This is a genomic window from Actinomadura livida, from assembly GCF_014648675.1.
In the GTDB taxonomy this organism is placed as follows: domain Bacteria; phylum Actinomycetota; class Actinomycetes; order Streptosporangiales; family Streptosporangiaceae; genus Spirillospora; species Spirillospora livida.
This window is the reverse complement of sequence record NZ_BMRO01000009.1, coordinates 179920-196891: the sequence shown is the minus strand read 5'-3', so window position 1 is coordinate 196891 and position 16972 is coordinate 179920. Positions and strand designations below refer to the sequence as shown.

15 protein-coding genes are annotated in these 16972 nt (G+C 73.6%); 7 read left to right on the top strand and 8 right to left on the bottom strand.

Features of this window, described 5'->3' with window-relative positions:
• The coding region (locus IEZ03_RS38080) for an enoyl-CoA hydratase-related protein (protein WP_229808492.1) at positions 1–223 on the bottom strand (223 nt) is incomplete at its 3' end.
• Between the two features lie 231 nt (positions 224–454).
• Here IEZ03_RS38080 and IEZ03_RS22560 point away from each other — a divergent pair.
• Complete coding sequence (locus IEZ03_RS22560; RefSeq protein ID WP_184885787.1) at positions 455–1870, top strand: FadR/GntR family transcriptional regulator; 1416 nt, start codon at positions 455–457, stop codon at positions 1868–1870.
• A gap of 25 nt (positions 1871–1895) precedes the next feature.
• Here the strand turns inward: IEZ03_RS22560 and IEZ03_RS22555 are convergent, their stop codons facing one another.
• From IEZ03_RS22555 to IEZ03_RS22540, 4 genes are all read right to left on the bottom strand, one after another.
• Positions 1896–3395 carry a class I adenylate-forming enzyme family protein gene (locus IEZ03_RS22555; RefSeq protein WP_184885789.1) on the bottom strand — a complete coding sequence of 500 codons (1500 nt, stop codon included), beginning with the start codon at positions 3393–3395 and terminating at the stop codon, positions 1896–1898.
• 78 nt (positions 3396–3473) lie between these two features.
• Positions 3474–3779: a hypothetical protein gene (locus tag IEZ03_RS22550; protein ID WP_184885791.1), complete on the bottom strand. Its 306-nt coding sequence runs from the start codon at positions 3777–3779 to the stop codon at positions 3474–3476.
• A 75-nt stretch (positions 3780–3854) separates the two neighbouring features.
• Entirely contained in the window at positions 3855–5390 is a 1536-nt protein-coding gene (locus tag IEZ03_RS22545; protein WP_184885793.1) for an acyl-CoA synthetase, read from the bottom strand.
• Positions 5391–5430: 40 nt separating this feature from the next.
• A complete protein-coding gene (locus IEZ03_RS22540) occupies positions 5431–6621 on the bottom strand; it encodes an acyl-CoA dehydrogenase family protein (RefSeq protein WP_184885795.1) in 1191 nt (396 codons plus the stop codon).
• Between the two features lie 154 nt (positions 6622–6775).
• Between IEZ03_RS22540 and IEZ03_RS22535 the strand changes: the two genes are divergently transcribed.
• The gene (locus tag IEZ03_RS22535; protein WP_184885797.1) at positions 6776–7561 is read left to right on the top strand and encodes a FadR/GntR family transcriptional regulator; all 786 of its coding nucleotides are present in this window, start codon (positions 6776–6778) and stop codon (positions 7559–7561) included.
• 61 nt (positions 7562–7622) lie between these two features.
• On the opposite strand, the gene IEZ03_RS22530 is transcribed toward IEZ03_RS22535, so the two are convergent.
• The 3 genes from IEZ03_RS22530 to IEZ03_RS22520 form a co-directional block, all read right to left on the bottom strand.
• Entirely contained in the window at positions 7623–8693 is a 1071-nt protein-coding gene (locus IEZ03_RS22530) for an acyl-CoA dehydrogenase family protein (RefSeq protein ID WP_184885799.1), read from the bottom strand.
• Positions 8681–10192, bottom strand: coding sequence for a class I adenylate-forming enzyme family protein (locus IEZ03_RS22525; protein WP_221480785.1), 1512 nt, complete (start codon positions 10190–10192; stop codon positions 8681–8683). The genes IEZ03_RS22530 and IEZ03_RS22525 overlap by 13 nt, the downstream gene beginning before the upstream one ends.
• A gap of 135 nt (positions 10193–10327) precedes the next feature.
• Positions 10328–11557: a CaiB/BaiF CoA transferase family protein gene (locus IEZ03_RS22520; protein WP_184885803.1), complete on the bottom strand. Its 1230-nt coding sequence runs from the start codon at positions 11555–11557 to the stop codon at positions 10328–10330.
• Between the two features lie 291 nt (positions 11558–11848).
• On the opposite strand from IEZ03_RS22520, the gene IEZ03_RS22515 reads away from it, so the two are divergent.
• The 5 genes from IEZ03_RS22515 (at position 11849) to IEZ03_RS22495 (ending at position 16927) form a co-directional block, all read left to right on the top strand.
• Positions 11849–13039 carry a cytochrome P450 gene (locus IEZ03_RS22515; RefSeq protein ID WP_184885805.1) on the top strand — a complete coding sequence of 397 codons (1191 nt, stop codon included), beginning with the start codon at positions 11849–11851 and terminating at the stop codon, positions 13037–13039.
• Between the two features lie 29 nt (positions 13040–13068).
• Positions 13069–14547, top strand: coding sequence for an aldehyde dehydrogenase family protein (locus tag IEZ03_RS22510; protein WP_184885807.1), 1479 nt, complete (start codon positions 13069–13071; stop codon positions 14545–14547).
• Between the two features lie 73 nt (positions 14548–14620).
• Positions 14621–15511 carry a mycofactocin-coupled SDR family oxidoreductase gene (locus tag IEZ03_RS22505; protein ID WP_184885809.1) on the top strand — a complete coding sequence of 297 codons (891 nt, stop codon included), beginning with the start codon at positions 14621–14623 and terminating at the stop codon, positions 15509–15511.
• Between the two features lie 25 nt (positions 15512–15536).
• Positions 15537–16682, top strand: a complete 1146-nt coding sequence (locus IEZ03_RS22500; protein WP_184885810.1) for an amidohydrolase family protein — start codon at positions 15537–15539, stop codon at positions 16680–16682.
• Positions 16679–16927 carry a hypothetical protein gene (locus IEZ03_RS22495; protein ID WP_184885812.1) on the top strand — a complete coding sequence of 83 codons (249 nt, stop codon included), beginning with the start codon at positions 16679–16681 and terminating at the stop codon, positions 16925–16927. Before IEZ03_RS22500 ends, IEZ03_RS22495 begins: the two co-directional genes overlap by 4 nt.
• Positions 16928–16972 lie beyond the last annotated feature (45 nt).

The following is a 16972-nucleotide window of genomic DNA, read 5'->3' as shown; positions in this document are numbered from 1 at the left end:
ACGCCCGCCCGGCTCCCGTCACCACGATCGCCCGGACGTCCGGGTCGCGGTCGGCGCGGTCGAGCGCGGCCAGGTACAGCGCGCGCATCTCGGCCGTGAAGGCGTTGAGACGCTCGGGCCGATTCAGTGTGATCAGAGCTATTTCGTTGACTGTTTCGCTGCGAATCGGGCCATCGTGGCGCGACGTGAGCGCGCCGTCCACCGCCGGGACCACCTGATCCACCTCTTCCTGCCGGGCAGTAGAACACCTGCCGCAAGCTGAGAAGCTGCAATGTCTCCGACGCTCGCCCTGAGGCGGAACGACCGGGACACCGGGGCCGGGCCACCTGGCCCAACTCGCGACTCGCGCTTCCGACGAGAAATTAGTAGCATATTTAAGTGTGGCCGCCAAGATGCTCGCTAGGATTCATCCGGTTCGCCCCGCCGAGGTACCCGACCTGACCGGAGGGCGCAGTTGACCGCGCCGTCGCACCCGCCCCCCGCCGCGCCCCGGCGCAAACTCGCCGAGCACGTGGCCCGGCGCATCGAGGACGAGATCGTCGAGCGCGGCTGGCCGGTCGGCGAGGCGATCGGCTCCGAGGCCCGGCTGATCGAGCGCTACGGGGTCTCCCGCGCCGTGGTGCGCGAGGCGATCAGCATCCTGGAGTACAAGCAGGTGGCGGCGATGCGCCGCGGCCGCGGCGGCGGGCTCGTGGTGCGCGCCCCGGCCGGCGCGGTCGTCGCCGAGGCGGTGGCCGCGTTCTTCCACTTCGCGGACGTGTCGGTCGGCGAGCTGTACGAGGCCCGCAGCACCCTGGAGGTGCTCGCCGCGCGGCTGGCCGCGCGGCGGATCGGCGAGGAGGACATCGCGCACCTGCGGGACGTGGCCGCCAACGACCGCGTCGACCGCCCCCTCAGCGTCGCGATCGCGCAGGCGACGCACAACCCGGTGCTCTCGATCTTCATCCCGACGCTCACCCGGGTGACCGGCGCCCTCGCCGGCGTCCCCGTCGACGGGTACAAGCTGGGCGAGAAGGCGGCCGGCGCCCGCCGCCGGGCGCTCCCGGCCATCGCGGAGGCGATCGTCTCCGGGGACGAGGTCAAGGCCGAGCGGCGCGTCCGCAGCCAGCTGGAAGGCGAGCGCGCCTGGCTGGACCGGGTGCGCGAGGCGCAGGCCGCGCGGAGCGCGCGGCCCGCCGGCGAGCCGGCCGAGTCGCTGGCGGAGCAGCTCGCCGGCGAGGTCATGGGCGCCATCGGCGGCAAGCTCCCGGAGAAGGTGGCGCTGCTGGTCCGGCAGGAGATCCGCCGCCGCGGCTGGCCCACCGGCGAGGTGCTGGGCAACGAGGCGAGCCTGTGCGAGCAGCTGGACGTGAGCCGGGCGGTGTTCCGGGAGGCCGTGCGGATCCTGGAGCACAACGGCGTCGCCCGCATGCGGCAGGGGCCCGGCGGCGGGCTCGTCGTCCAGGCCCCCGACCCCGCCCGGGTCGTCGACGCGCTCGCCCTGTACCTCCGCTACCTGCGGGTCGAGCCCGGCGACGTGTTCGAGGTCCGGACGGCCGTCGAGCTCAAGGCGACCGAGCTGGCCGCCGCCCTCGCCCCGCACGACGACACCACGGACCTCAAGGCCGCGCTCGGCCGCGAGCTCGAACCCTCGTCCAGCCCCGCGGCCGCGCACGTGGAGGTGCACGCGGCGCTGGCGCGGCTGAGCCGCAACCGGCTGCTGGCGCTGTTCACCGCGGTGCTGGCGGAGCTCAGCCTGATCCGCGTCCCCGCCGAGGCGGAGGCGGAGACGGCCGCGGTCCACGAGAAGATCGCCGACGCGGTGCTGGCGGGCGACGCCAGCCTGGCCCGGCACCGGATGAGCCGGCACCTGCGGGCATTGGCGCCCTGACGGCCGGACCGGCCCGGAGAGGCGGTCAGTCCGGTGCTGCGGTCAGTCCGGTGACGACGTCCCGTTTGACGACCTTGCCGGTCGGTGTGCGGGGAAGCTCGGGCCAGCAGGCGATGCGGTCGGGGGTCTTGGAGCCGCGCAGCCGTGCCCTGATGTGCTCGCGCAGCTCCTCCGGGTCGAGGACGGCCCCGGCCACGGGCACGACCACCGCCTCGACGCGCTGCCCCCACTCGTCGTCGGGCACGCCGACGACGGCCGCGTCCGCCACGTCGGGACGGCGGAGCAGGACGTCCTCGATCTCGGCGGGCGCGATGTTCTCCCCGCCCCGGATGATGGTGTCGTCGACGCGGCCCTCGACGAACAGGTAGCCGTCGTCGAGCCGGCCGCGGTCCCGGGTGTCGAAGAAGCCGCGCCCGTCGACCGCCGGGCCGTGCCCCGCGTACTCGCCGGAGACCTGCTCGCCGCGCACCCAGATCCGGCCGCTCTCCCCGGGCGGCAGCACCCGGCCGTCCTCGTCGCGGATCTCCAGCTCGACGGACGGGACGGGGCGCCCGGCCGACCCCAGCCTCGCCCGCGACCGGGGGTCCTTCGCGACGAGGGCGGCGCGGTGGTCGCCGGGGCCGAGCACGGCGATGGTGGAGCTGGTCTCCGTGAGGCCGTAGGCGTTGACGAAGTCGACGTGCGGCCATTCCCGCAGCGCCCGCTCGATGACGCGCGGCGGCATCCTCGCGCCTCCGTAGGCGAGGGCGCGCAGGCTCGGGACCGAGCGGTCCAGGCCGGGGGCGTCCATGATCCGGGCGAGCATCGTCGGGACCACCATCGCGTTGGTCACGCCCTCGGCCCGCACCAGGTCCAGCCACCCGTCCGGGGTGAACGAGGGCAGCGTGAGGCAGCGCCGCCCCGCGTACAGGTTCGTGAGCACGTTGGACACGGCGGCGATGTGGTAGGGCGGGACGCTCATCAGGGCCGCCTCGTCCTCGCCCGCGGCCGCGAACTCCACCGTCCCCAGCACGTAGGACGTCAGGTTGTGGTGGCGCAGCACGACGCCCTTGGGCTCTGAGGTGGTGCCGCTGGTGTAGATCAGCACTGCGGTGGCGTCGGGGTCGGCCTGCACCTCCTCGGCACCGCCCCGTGCAGCAGCGTCGTCCGCGGCCTGGAGGAAGTCTGCCGGGGTGCGTACCGAGAGCCCCGCCTGGAGGAGGGCCTCATGCCGGTCCTCACCGGCGATGCCGTACGCCTTGGGATGGTGGGCGAGCAGGCGCCCCAGCTGGTCCTCGCCCAGCCGGTAGTTCACCGGGACGAGCGGGACCCCCGCGAAGGCCGCCGCGAAGAAGGCCACCGGGAAGGCGGGGCCGTTCTCGGCGAGGTGGACGACCGCCTCCGCGCCCGACTCCCGCACCCGTCCGGCGGCGCCGGCGGCCAGCTCCCGCAGCCGGGAGGCGGTCAGGCCCCCGCTCCGGGGCCCGGTGACGACCCGGTCGCCGAAGCCGTCCGCCGCCATCTCCAGCAGCATCGTCACGTTCATCCGTGCTCCAGTCGGCCGTGCCGTCGAGGCGAAGTCGTCAGGGCGAAGTCATCGGAACGAGGTCGTCGCGAGGAGTGGTCAGTCCGAGGCGGGGAGCGGCTTGGCCTCCTTGACGGGCAGCGCGGCGCCGTTCACCTCGACGGTGCCCTGGCCCGCCTTGGTGCACAGCAACTCGATCCCGAGGGCCTCGTCGGCGTAGCGCTTGCCGAGCAGAGTCCCGTCCTGCCGCGCCGGGTCGGCGGCGGTGGGGGCGGGCGCCTCCGCGGCGTCGACCATGGGCCTGCCGCCGCAGGTCACCTCGACCTCCTCGGCGGGTGCGCGGACCACGACCATCCTGGTGCCGTCGACGGCGCTCGCGAGCTGCCGGCCGGGACGCAGCTTCATGTCGTCCTCCCATACAAGGGTAACTAGGTTACCTATAGTGTCGTGAACAGCCAAGGCGCCGGTAGCACACCCTCGTCAGCGGGCCTTCTCGGCGGGGGCGTCCAGCAGCAGCCGGCGCAGCAGCTTGCCGGTCGGCGTCCGGGGCAGTTCCCCGGTGAACTCGATGGTGCGCGGGCACTTGTAGCCGGCCAGGCGGGCCCGGCAGTGGGCGATCAGCTCGGCGGCGAGTTCCGGGCCGGCGGCGGCCGGGTCCGCGGGCTGGACGACGGCGCGCACCCGCTGCCCCGTCTCCGGGTCGGGCGCCCCGACCACGGCCGCGTCGGCGACCGCCGGATGGACGGTGAGGACGTCCTCGATCTCCTGGGGGTAGACGTTGACGCCGCCGCTGAGGATCAGGTCGGCCCGGCGGTCCACCAGGTACAGGTACCCCTCGCCGTCCAGGCGGCCCAGGTCGCCGAGGGTGCTCCAGCCTCGGTCGTTGTAGGCCCCGGCGGTCTTGTCCGGGTCGTTGTGGTAGCGGAAGGCCGGCGCGCCCTCGAACCAGACGGTGCCGACCTCCCCGGCGGGCAGCTCGCGGCCGTCGTCGTCGAGGACGTGGGCCGTGCCGAACGTGGGGCGCCCGACCGAGCCGGGATGGGCGAGCCAGTCGCGGGAGTCGATGAGGAAGAAGCAGTTGCCCTCGCTGCCGGAGTAGTACTCGTACACGATCGGCCCGAACCACTCGATGATCCGGCGCTTGATCTCGACCGGGCAGGGCGCGGCGGCGTGCACGACCGTGCGCAGGCTCGACAGGTCGTGGCGGGGGCGGACGTCCTCGGGGAGCTTCAGCATCCGGATGAGCATCGTCGGCACGAACTGGGCGTGCGTCACCCGGTGCCGCTCGATGAGCTCCAGCGTCCGCGCGGCGTCGAAGCGGTCCATGAGGACGACCGTGCCGCCGTGGCGCATCGTGCCGAGCGTCCAGCCCGTGGGGGCGGCGTGGTAGAGCGGCGCCGGGCACAGGTAGACGGTGTCGGGACCGAACCCGAACAGCACGGGCAGCAGCGGGTCGAGCTTCCGCCCGGTGCCGAACGGCTCCCCGGTCAGCTCGGGGAGGATGCCCTTGGGCCGCCCGGTCGTCCCGGACGAGTAGAACATGTAGTAGCCCTCGCGCTCGTCCTCCGGCTCCTCGGCGGGGTAGGGCGCGGTGGCCTCGCGGAGGTTCCCGAAGCCCTCGGGCGGGTCGACGGCCCCGTCGATCAGCCGCACCGTGAGGCCCGGGGAGCCGTCCGCGACCTCCCGCGCCGCGCCGCCCAGCCCACCGGATGCGATCAGGGCGCGGGCGCCGCAGTCGCGCACGATGTAGGCGGCCTCGCCGGCGGTGAGGTGGTGGTTGACCGGCGTCCAGTACAGGCCGGACCGCTGGCAGGCCCAGGCGGCGACGAAGTAGCCGGCCCCGTTGTCCATGAGCAGCGCGGCGTGGTCACCGGGTTCGAGCCCGCGGTCGGCCAGCAGCCGGGCGAGGCGCAGGGACGCCTCGTCCAGCTCTCGGTAGGTGGTGACCTTGCCGGTGGCCGCCTCGATCACGGCCGGCTTGGCGGGATGCCGCTCGGCGAGCCTGGACAGGTGCACGGCGTCCTCCTTCGGGGTGGGACGGGCCGGGACGGCTGGGTCAGCGGGGTTCGCGGGGCAGGCCGAGGGCGCGCTCGGCGATGATGTTGCGCATGATCTCCGAGCTGCCCCCGGCGATCGTGTACGCGCGGGCGTACAGGTAGGCGTCCTGCCAGCGGCCCTCGGCGACCGCCTCCGGATCGCCCTCGGTGAGGACGCCGGCGGCGCCGGGCAGCGACACGGCGTACTCCGCCATGCGCAGGTTCAATTCGCTGAACGCCAGCTTGGTGGCCGGGGCGTCGATCACGCGTTCCCTGCCCGCCCGCCACTGGGCCATGGAGGTGTGGGCGAGCAGCGCGCAGGCGTCGACCTCGGCGCGGAACCTGGCCAGGTCCAGGCGCACGTCATCCAGGTCCAGGGCGGGGCGGCCGTCCACGACGAGCTCGCGGGCGAGGTCGACCAGGTCCTGCCAGGCCATCTGAAGCTGCACGACCGAGACCCCCACGCCGTTGCGCTCCTCGGCCAGCGACGTGTTGGCGATCAGCCAGCCCGCCCCGGGCGCGCCGATGAGCGACCCGGCGGGCAGCCGGACGTCGTCGAAGAAGACCTCATTGAAGTCGGAGGTGCCGGTCAGCTCCCGCAGCGGGCGCACTCGCACCCCCGGCAGGCCCATGTCCAGGACGAACGCGCTGATGCCCTTGTGCTTGGGCGCCTCGGGGTCGGTCCGGGCCAGCAGGTAGCCGTACCGCGCCCAGTGCCCGTTGGTCGTCCAGACCTTCTGCCCGTTGACGACCCATTCGTCGCCGTCCCGGACCGCCGTGGTCCGCAGGGACGCCAGGTCGCTGCCCGCGTCCGGCTCGCTGAACAGCTGGCACCACACGTCCACGCCGGACCGGATCCGCGGCAGGTACCGCCGCTTCTGCTCGTCCGAACCGAACTCGATCAGGGCGTGCGCGGCCAGTGAGCCGCCGCTCACGGGCATCGGCGCGCGGGCCCGGGCGATCTCCTCCCCCACCACGAACTGCCGCAGCGGGTCGGGGTCGGGCACCCCGCCGTACTCCTCGGGCCAGTCGGCGCCGAGATGGCCGGCGGCGTACAGGTCGGCCGTCCAGCGCTGGAGCTCCGCCAGCTCGGCGGCGTTCTCCGGGCTGCGCACCCCCGACCTGACCCTGAAACCGGGGGCGTGCGCCGCGACGAACGCGCGGACCTGCCCACGGAACTCCTCCAGCGGCGTACCGGCACCGAACTCCACGGCGGCGATCCCTCCTCGCGGGGAACGGGGCGCTCCCCTTCCCGCCACCCTGCCGAGACAAGATGGTTTACTAGGTTATCTATAAGGCTGACACGGGGTCGATATCCTTGTGCACCTGGTCTTATAAGTCGCCCAAGCAGGGGAGCGATCGTCCATGGCATTGCCGGAGCCGGGGATACGGCGCGGGCCGTCCGCACCGTCCGACGGGGTCCGCCCGCCCAAGACCGGCGAGCTGGTGGCGCGCCGGCTCCGGCGCCGCATCGTGGAGGGCTCCCTCAGCGAGGGCGACTACCTGCCGACCGAGGCCGCGCTGATGGAGCACTTCGGGGTCTCCCGCCCCACGCTCCGCGAGGCGTTCCGGGTGCTGGAGTCCGAGGGGCTGATCGAGCTGCGCCGCGGCTCCCGCACGGGCGCCCGGGTGACCGTGCCCGGCCCGGAGGCGATCGCGCGGCCCGCGGCGCTGCTGCTCCAGCTGGGCAAGGCCGACCTCGCCGACGTGTACCGGGCCCGCAGCGCGATCGAACCCCCCGCGGCCCGGCTGCTCGCCCTCAGCGGCGACGACGAGCGGTACGCGGCGCTGGAGGAGGAGCTGGAGCTCGCGCGCGCCGCGGTCAGCGACTACGAGCGGTTCGCGGTCGTCAGCGCGCACTTCCACCTGCGGCTCGTCGAGCTGTCCGGCAACCAGACGCTGGCGCTCATGGCCGGGATGGTGCACGAGATCATCCTGCGGCAGACGCAGGTGTCGGTACGGGCCCACGAGGCGACCGGCGCGCACGGCGACTACCCGCGCGCGCTCCGCGCGTACGCGAAGCTCGTCACGCTCGTACGGGCCGGCGACGGGCCCGCCGCCGAGCGCTTCTGGCACCGGCACCTCCAGGTCGCGGACGAGCTGGTCCTGCGCGGCCGGGAGGCCACCTCCGTCATCGACGTCCTGGAGTAGCCGAAGGCCGCCCGGCGGGGTCCGGCCGGACCGGCGCGCATCGGTGGAAGGGCGCACGGGCTCAGCCGACGAGTTCCATCAGGCGGGCGTAGTGGTACCGAGGGGTCCCGCCCAGCAGCTCGCCGGTCTTGATGCGCCGCAGGTAGAGGTGCAGGTCGTGCTCCCACGTGAACCCCATGCCGCCGTGCAGTTGCAGGGCGGTGCCGGCCACCCGCGAGCACGCCTCACCGGCGACGGCGGCCGCCTCGGCGATCCGCAGGCGGCGGGCGGCGGGGTCCCCGGCGTCCAGCGCGCGGGCTCCGGCGCGGACGCAGACGCGGGCGCGCTCGACGTCCACGGCCATGTCGGCGCAGTGGTGCTTGACGGCCTGGAAGCCGCCGATCACCCGTCCGAACTGGCGCCGCTCCTGGACGTACCGGAGCGTCATGGACAGCAGGCGCTCCGCGGCGCCGGCCGCGTCGGCGGCATGGTGCAGGGCCAGCCCGTCTGCGAGGCCCTCGACGGTCTCGGTCTCGGCCCACGACCCGGCCGGTACGCGGACGCCGTCCATCGCGACGGCCGCGAAGTCCCGGGTGATGTCGAGCGTGGTGCGCGCCGTACGGGCGACCCCGGGCGCATCGGCCTCGACGAGCGCAAGGACGGGCGCTCCGCCAGGTCCGATCGCGGTGGCCACGAGGGCGCCGGCGTCCGCCGTGCCCGCTGCGAAGGCGGCCCGCCCGTCGAGGACCAGGGCGCCCTCCGGACCCGAGGACGCCCGGAAGGGCTCCTCCCCCGGATCCGGCAGCACCGGCACGGCCAGCGCGTCGCCCGCCGCGACCCGGTCGGCCATGCCACCGCCGATCCCGGCGTCGTCGAGCGCTCGGCACGCCAGCGCGGCCTGGCCGAGCGGCAGCGGGGACGCCGCGTGGCCCAGTTCCTCGACGACGAGCGCGAGGTCGGCGTGGGTGCCGCCTTCTCCGTCGCGCAGCAGTCCCACCAGCCCGAGTCCGGCGGCCTCGCGGAGGTCCTCCGGGCGCACCAGCGGCCCGCCGTCCCGGTCGGCGTGCGCGGCGGCGAGGTCGGTGCGGCCGGCCAGCCACTTCCGCACGGTCCCGGCGAGCGCCTCCTGCTCGTCGCTGATCACGAGGTCCATGCGCGCGCCTCCTCCCTCAGTACGTGTTTCCGGACCTTCCCGGCCGCCGTGCGCGGCAGCGCGTCCACGACGACCAGCCGCTCCGGGGTCTTCTGCCTGGCCGCCCCGAGCGACGCGAAGTGCCTCCGGACGCCGTCGAGGTCGAGTTCCTCCCCCGCGCGCAGGACGGCGAACGCGCAGACCCGCTCGCCGTAGCGCTCGTCCGGTTCGGCGACGGCGACCGCCTCGGCGACGGCGGGATGCGCGGCCAGCATGTCCTCGACCTCCTTGGAGGAGATCTTCTCCCCGCCGCGCACGATGATGTCCTTGAGCCGGTCGGTGACGGTCAGGTGGCCGTCCGGGTCCAGCCGTCCCACGTCACCGGTGCGGAGCCACCCGTCCGGGGTGAACGCCTGCGCGTTCAGCGCCGGGTCGCGGTACCCGGCGAAGACCTCCGGGCCGCGTGACCAGATCTCGCCTTCCTCCCCGACAGGAACGTCGTTCCCGTCGAGGTCGACGATGCGCACCCGGGTGCCGGGCTTGAGCGTCCCGTCCGTGGTGGCGCGTTTCCCCGCGGGGTCGCCGGCGCCGCCGGAGCTGATCGTGGGGTGCTCGCTGGACCCGTACGCCCGGTACGCGGCGATCCCAGCGCGCTCCGCCCGCTCCACCAGCACCGGCGGGACGCTCGCGGCGCCCACCAGGTACTCCCGCAGGGTCCCGGCGCCGCGCTCGCTCCGCTCCGCCGCGTCCAGCAGCGCCGCCAGGTGGAACGGGACGCCCGCCGAGGCGGTCACCCCGTGCTCGTGGACGAGGTCCAGCGCCGTCTCCGCGTCCCATCTCTCCATGAAGACGGTCGACGTCCCGTTCACGAGGGCCCGCAGCAGCACGCAGAGCCCGGCGACATGACCGGGCGGGAACGCGTCGAGGTAGACGTAGCCTTCGCCGTGCTCCGGCATGGTCGCCAGTTCCGCGAGCATGGAACGGTGCGTGTGCTGGACGCCCTTCGGCTCCGCCGTGGTGCCGGAGGTGTAGACGAGCACGCAGATGCCGTCCGGATCGGGCGCCTCCGGCGCGCCGGACGGCGGGTGCGCCTCCAGCGCCTTCCAGTCCGCGTCGCCGACGGCGAGGACCCGTTGCAACCCGGGCAGCTCTGCGCTCAGCGCCCGCACCTCCGCGGCCCGCTCGTCCCAGGTGATCAGGGCAGCGGCGGCGGACTGGTGCAGCACGAACCTGAGTTCGCGCAAGCCGTAGATCGGGACGATCGGGAGCACGACCGCGCCCCGCAGCAGCACCGCGGCCTGGGCCACCGCGCTCTCCACGCGTCCGGTCAGCTGGACGGCCACCACGTCTCCGGGGGCGATGCCCAGCTCCGCGAGGCCGGCCGCGACGCGCAGCGCCCGCCGGTGCAGCTCGTCCAGGCGCGTGGCCAGCACGCCCCGGGGGCCGTGGAAGACCAGCGGCGCGGCGCCGAACCGTTCGGCCGCCGCCCGCATCCCGGCGCCGAGGTCGCTTCCCACCATCTCACCTCTACCTAGTGCACGAAGTGGTTTATGTGTTTCCGTTCTCCGCATCCATCCTGCACAGCCGCGGTGATCACGGTCGCGGAGGGGTGCGCGTCCGGCGTTCCGCTGGTGGAGCGCGGCACGGCCGGCGGCTCAGGTGACGGCGCCGTCGATCTTGAGCTGGATCAGCTCGTCCTCGCTCCAGCCGAGCTCGCGCAGCACCTCGTCGGTGTGCTCCGCGAACTGCGGGGCGCGGCGCAGCTCCACCGGCGTCTCGTCGAACTGGACCGGGTTGGCGACCAGCTCGCGCGGGACGCCGTCGGCGTCCTCCAGCGCGGCGATGAGGCCGTTGGCCCGCAGCGACGGGTCCTGCGCCACGTCCCACGGCTCCTGGACGAGCGCCCACTGGCCGTCGGTCCCCTTGAGCAGCTCGGCCCATTCGGCGTGGTCGCGCGCCGCGATGATCTCCGCGACGATCTCGCCGGCCGCGGCGGCGTTCTTCATGATGTTCTCGACCCCGTCGAACCGCTCGTCGGAGATCAGGTCCTCGCGTCCCGCGACCCTGCAGAACTCGGGCCAGTACCGCCCCGGCTGCAGCATCGCCAGTTCCAGCCAGCGCCCGTCGGCGGTGCGGTAGGCGCCGATCAGCGGGTTGGCCATCGAGCCGTGCCTGGGCTGCTCGGGACGGGGCAGCGGCCCGCCGGCCGCGAGGGCGAGGTTCACCGAGAACTGGGTGGCCCACGCGCCGACGCCGAGCAGCGACACGTCGACCACCGAGGGCTCGCCGGTGGCCTTCCGGGAGTACAGCGCGGCCGCGATCCCGCCCGCGATGGTCATGCCGCCGATGGAGTCGCCGTAGGCGCCCGAGGGCTGCCGCGTCACCCCGTCGGCGTCCGCCGGGGTGACGCCCGCCGCGCTGCCGCCCCGGGCCCAGAACGCGGTGCTGTCGTACCCGCCCTTGTCCGCCTCGTCGCCGGACTGGCCGAACCCGCTGCCGCGCACGTAGATGATGTCGGGGTTGATCGCCCTGATGTCCGCCACGTCGATGCCCAGCCGTGCGCGGGCGCCGGGCAGGAAGTTGGTCAGGAACACGTCGCTCTCGCGGACGAGCCGCTCCAGCACCGGCCGGGCGGCCGGGTTCTCCAGCGCCAGCCCGACGCTGCGCTTGCCCCGGTTCGGGCCCTCCATGATCGGGAAGAAGGAGCCGCCCCCGCGGGCGTCCAGCCCGAGCACCCGGATCAGGCCGCGCTGCGCGTCGCCCCGCTCGGCGTGCTCGACCTTGATGATGTCGGCTCCCCAGTCCGCCAGCACCGCGCCCGCGGCGGGCACGAAGGTGAACTGGGCGACCTCCAGGACGCGCACGCCCTCCATCGGTCGGTGCATGGTTCCCGCCCTATTGTGTGCACTCTGTCGATCTACTGCTCGGAGGGTAACAACCAGTCCCAGTCTGCGGAAGGCATCATGCGGCACCGCTGGAAACTTCGACCGATCATGGCCTATCGTGCGCCAAGGTCGACAACCGGGCGGCCGCGCCCCCTGGCGTCCCACGCTCGCCGACGCCGGGTGACGGTCGAGGGAACGACGCGACCAGGTAGCTAATTGAGACTACCCAAATGAACAATGGAGTCGTACGATCCTGGGCACTGCATCCCATACGCGTGCCGAGGAGCCGAGATGGTCGCAGATCCCACCCCGCAGACCTGCCCTGTCGGTGACTACACGTCGTACGGCACGGGACCCGCGCTCACCTTCTTCCAGCGCATGGACGCCTACCAGGACGGCGCCCGCCCGGTGATGCGCTCCGAGGAGGCGAACGGCTACTGGGTCTTCACCGACCACGAGGCCATCCACGACGGACTCCAGCGGACCGACCTGTGGTCCAGTTCGGCCATCATCCCGACCGACCCGAACCCGCCCTTCAGGCTGATCCCGCTGATGCTGGACCCGCCCGAGCACACCCCCTGGCGGGTGCTGCTCCGCGGCTACTTCTCCCCCAAGCGCGTCCGGAGCATGGCGGACGAGCAGCGGCGGCTGGCCGGAGAGATCATCGACGGCCTCGCGGCGCGGGGCGAGTGCGACTTCGTGGACGCGGTCGCGCGCGTCTTCCCCGCCACGATCTTCCTCCAGATCATGGGGATGCCGCCGGCGAAGCTGCCGGAGTTCCTGGAGTGGGAGGGCATGATCCTGCACTCCGGCACCGACCGGGACCGCGTGGCGGCCGGCACCGGGCTGGTGATCGAGTACTTCGCGGGCCTGATCGCCGAGCGCCGGGCCGCCCCCGACCCGGACGCCACCGACATCGTCAACTCCGCGCTGAGCTGGGAGATCGACGGCGAGCCCGTCAGCGACGCCGACCTGCTGAACTGCATGCTGCTGCTGTTCATGGCGGGCCTGGACACGGTCAGCAGCCAGTCGTCCTACATGTTCCTGCACCTGGCGACCCATCCCGCGGACCGCAAGCGGGTCACGGACGACCCGGACCTCATCCCCATCGTGGTCGAGGAGATCCTGCGCGCCTATCCGATCGTCCAGACCGCGCGCAAGGCCGTCAAGGACACCGAGTTCCACGGCTGCCCGGTCAAGGCGGGCGACATGGCGGTGTTCCCCCTGTCGGCGGCAGGCCGGGACGAGACCGTCCACCCCGGCGCCCGGCGCGTGAACCTCGACCGGGACTCCACCAAGCACATCTCCTTCGGCGGCGGGCCGCACCGCTGCCTGGGGTCGCACCTGGCCCGCCAGGAACTGGCCGTGCTGCTGGAGGAATGGCACCGGCGCATCCCCGACTACGAGCTCGCCGAGCGGCCGACCGAGCACTCCGGCGGCGTGTGGGCCCTGGACGACCTGAAGCTGCGCTGGAACGCCTGAGCGCGGCCGGCACCAACGAGGAGGCACCCATGAGCGAAGTGCCGGCCCACCGGCTCTACATCGACGGCGCCTGGACCGACGGCACCGGTGACGCGTGGACCGAGGTCGTGAACCCGGCGACCGAGGAGGTCATCGGCCGCGTCCCGGAGGCGACGCAGGAGGACGCGGAGCGCGCGGTGCGGGCCGCGCGGCGCGCGTTCGACGAAGGCCCCTGGCCTTCGATGCCCGTCCAGGATCGGGCCGCGGTCATGCTCCGCATGGCGGAGCTGCTGGAGCGCCGCGCGCCCGAGCTCATCGACCTGAACATCGCCGAGGTCGGCAGCATCCGGATGCTGGCCGAGATGCTCCAGGTCGGCGTGCCCCTCGCGCACTTCCGGGACATGGCCGAGCGGATCATGCCCGGGTTCGCGTGGGAGCGGCCGCTGCCGCCGACGCCCGTCCCTGGGCTGGGGCTCGGGCAGGGCGTCATGAGGCGCGAGCCGTGCGGCGTCGCCGCGCTCATCCCCGCGTACAACTTCCCGCTGTTCCTGAGCGTCATGAAGCTCGCGCCGGCGCTGGCGGCCGGGTGCACCACGGTGCTCAAGCCAGCGCCCGCCGCCCCGCTGGAGGTGCTGGCGCTCGCCGAGGTCGCCGAGGAGGCCGGGCTTCCCCCCGGCGTGCTCAACATCGTCACCGGCGGCGTCGAGGCGGGCCGGGTGCTCACCACCGACCCGCGGGTGGACCTGGTCAGCTTCACCGGCTCCGACACCGTCGGGCGGCAGGTGTACGCGCAGGCCGCCGAGGGCGTCAAGAAGGTCGTGCTCGAACTGGGCGGCAAGTCGCCGAGCGTCATCTGCGAGGACGCCGACCTCGACAAGGCGCTGGGCGAGATGCTCGCCGGGATCGCCACCAACGCGGGCCAGGGCTGCTCGCTGTTCACCCGCACCCTCGTCCACCGCTCGCGGCACGACGAGCTGGTCGAGAAGGCCGTCGCCGCGCTGGGGTTCATCACCGTGGGCGACCCGGCGGACCCCGCCACGGCGATGGGCCCGCTGATCAGCCGGGCGCAGCGCGACAAGGTCGAGAAGCTCGTCCGCGCCGGCGAGGAGGAGGGCGCGCGGATCGTGCACGGCGGGCGCCGCCCCGCCGGCCTGGACCGCGGCTTCTTCTTCGAGCCCACCCTGTTCACCGGGGTGGACAACACCATGACGATCGCGCGGACCGAGTTCTTCGGGCCGGTCGGCTGCGTCATCCCCTTCGAGGACGACGACGAGGCCGTGCGGCTGGCCAACGACAACCCCTACGGGCTGGCCGGCTCGGTGTGGGCGGCCGACCCGCTGCGGGCCTACGGGATCGCCGGCCGCGTCCGGGCCGGGATGGTCATGGTCAACGGCGGTGGCGGCGGCGTGACGCCGCACGTGGCGTTCGGCGGCTACAAGCAGAGCGGGCTCGGCCGCGAATGGGGCGAGCACGGCCTGGACGAGTACCTGCAGACCAAGAGCATCACCTGGAGCGCGGCGTCCGGCTGACCGGCCGTACCCCGCGGGCGGGCACGGCGAACGTGCACGACGAACGAGCACGGCGAACGAGAAGGGAGCGGCCATGAGCCGTCAAGAGGACGGACGGGCCGGGGACGGGCGCGTCCAGGACAAGGTCGTGTTCATCACCGGCGCCGCCCGGGGGCAGGGCCGCGCGCACGCCCTCCGGCTCGCCGAGGAGGGCGCGGACATCATCGGCGTGGACCTCTGCGGGGACATCGCCACCAACGGCTACGCGCTCGCCACCCGCGAGGACCTGGACGAGACCGTCCGCCAGGTGGAGAAGCTGGGCCGGCGCATGGTCGCCCGGCAGGCCGATGTACGTGAGCCCGGCGAAGTGCGGGAGGCAGCCGACGCGGGCGCGGCCGAGCTCGGCAGGCTGGACGCCGTCGTCGCGCAGGCCGGCATCTGCCCCCTCGGCAACCAGGACCCGGCGGCGTTCCTCGACGCGGTCGCCGTCGACTTCAACGGCGTCGTGCACGCCGTCCAGGCGGCGCTGCCGCACCTGCCCGACGGCGGCTCGGTGATCGCCACCGGCTCGGTCGCCGGGCTGCTGCCGGGCGCCACCGACAACCCCGCCAACGGGTTCGGCGGGCTGGGCTACTCGTGGGCGAAGCGGGCCGTGGCCTCGTTCATCCACGACCTGGCGGTGACGCTGGCGCCGCGCAGCATCCGCGCCAACGCGGTCCACCCGACGAACACCAACACCGACATGCTCCACAGCGACCCGATGTACCGGGTGTTCCGCCCGGATCTTGCGAGCCCCACCCGCGAGGACGCGCTGCTCGCCTTCCCGGCGATGAACGCCATGCCGGTCGGGTTCGTGGAGCCCGAGGACGTCGCCTCCCTGGTCCTGTTCCTGGTCTCGGACGAGTCCCGGTTCATGACCGGCATGCAGCTGCGGGTGGACGCGGGCAGCTACGTCAAGAACCGTCCCCAGCCGCCCGCCTTCTGAGACCCGCGCCAGGAAGGAGCCACCGATGCCGCTGCAGCCCCACATGAAGCTGCTGTCCGTCGACGACCACCTGATCGAGCCCCCGCACGTGTGGACGGACCGCCTGCCGGCCAGGTACCGCGAGAGCGGGCCGGCCATCGTGGAGCATCCCCGCGGCGAGGGCCGGGCGCCCGCGGAGGTGTGGCGGTACGAGGGGCGGCTCTACCCCAACATCGGCCTCAACGCCGTTGCGGGGAAGCCCCCCGAGGAGTACGGGATCGAGCCGACCCGCTACGACGACATGATCCCCGGCTGCTACGACCCGCGGGCCCGGCTGGCGGACATGGACATCGACGGCGTCTGGGGAGCGATGTGCTTCCCGTCCTTCCCGCGGTTCGCGGGCACCGTGTTCCTCGAGGGCGAGGACCGCGAGCTGGCGCACCTGTGCGTGCGGGCGTGGAACGACTACGTGCTGGACGAGTGGTGCGCCGCCGCGCCCGACCGCTTCATCCCGCTGATCATCCTGCCGCTGTGGGACGTGGACCTGTGCGTGGCGGAGATCCAGCGCTGCGCCGCCAGGGGCGCCAAGGCCATCGCGTTCCCGGAGAACCCCGTCCCGCTGGGGCTCCCGTCCTTCCACACCGATCACTGGGACCCGGTGCTGTCGGCCGCGGAGGAGGCGGACATGCCGCTGTGCATGCACTTCGGCACCTCCGGGCAGGCCCCGATCACCGCGCCCGAGGCGCCGATGGCCGTGATGATCGCCCTGTTCGGCTGCAACTCGATGTACGCCACCGCCGACCTGCTGTTCTCGCCGGTCTTCCACCGGCACCCCCGGCTGAAGATCGGCCTGTCGGAGGGCGGCATCGGCTGGATCCCGTACCTGCTGGAGCGCATCGACGGCACCTGGGAGCGGCACCGCCACTACCAGAACATCAACCACGACGTCCGGCCCTCGGAGCTGTTCGCCCGGCACATCCACGGGTGCTTCATCGACGACGAGTTCGGCATCCAGGCGCGGCACGCGATCGGGATCGACAACATCACGTGGGAGTGCGACTACCCGCACTCCGACTCCTACTGGCCCAAGAGCCGGGCCATCGCCGCCGAGCGGCTGGCCGGGGTCCCGGACGACGAGGCGCACAAGATCGTGGAGCTGAACACCCGGCGGCTCTACAACTTCGGCGCATGACGGGCGGGCCGGCGGGCGGGCCGGCGGGCGGGCCGCCGCCGGAGGCGGAGCGCTCCGACTGGACGGACCAGGACCTGCTCACCCGCGACGAGGCGGGCGGGCGGATCCGGGCCGAGATCGCCGAGACGCAGGCGCGGCTGGACCGGACCGACCCGTCGCGGGCCGAGGAGCGGGCCGCCCTGGAACGGCGCCTCCGGGCGCTGCGCGCCCATGCCGCCGCGTCGGCGGGCCCGTCCGGCGCCTGACGACGCCGGACGGGCCGCGGCGGGGCGTCGCCGCCCCGCCCCGCC

Coding starts and splice junctions, on each gene's coding strand:
- IEZ03_RS22520 (WP_184885803.1), bottom strand. CDS start 11,557: ATGCACCGACCGATGGAGGGCGTGCGCGTCCTGGAGGTCGCCCAGTTC.
- IEZ03_RS22510 (WP_184885807.1), top strand. CDS start 13,069: ATGAGCGAAGTGCCGGCCCACCGGCTCTACATCGACGGCGCCTGGACC.
- IEZ03_RS22535 (WP_184885797.1), top strand. CDS start 6,776: ATGGCATTGCCGGAGCCGGGGATACGGCGCGGGCCGTCCGCACCGTCC.
- IEZ03_RS22505 (WP_184885809.1), top strand. CDS start 14,621: ATGAGCCGTCAAGAGGACGGACGGGCCGGGGACGGGCGCGTCCAGGAC.
- IEZ03_RS22500 (WP_184885810.1), top strand. CDS start 15,537: ATGCCGCTGCAGCCCCACATGAAGCTGCTGTCCGTCGACGACCACCTG.
- IEZ03_RS22495 (WP_184885812.1), top strand. CDS start 16,679: ATGACGGGCGGGCCGGCGGGCGGGCCGGCGGGCGGGCCGCCGCCGGAG.
- IEZ03_RS22555 (WP_184885789.1), bottom strand. CDS start 3,395: ATGAACGTGACGATGCTGCTGGAGATGGCGGCGGACGGCTTCGGCGAC.
- IEZ03_RS22525 (WP_221480785.1), bottom strand. CDS start 10,192: ATGGTGGGAAGCGACCTCGGCGCCGGGATGCGGGCGGCGGCCGAACGG.
- IEZ03_RS22515 (WP_184885805.1), top strand. CDS start 11,849: ATGGTCGCAGATCCCACCCCGCAGACCTGCCCTGTCGGTGACTACACG.
- IEZ03_RS22550 (WP_184885791.1), bottom strand. CDS start 3,779: ATGAAGCTGCGTCCCGGCCGGCAGCTCGCGAGCGCCGTCGACGGCACC.
- IEZ03_RS22530 (WP_184885799.1), bottom strand. CDS start 8,693: ATGGACCTCGTGATCAGCGACGAGCAGGAGGCGCTCGCCGGGACCGTG.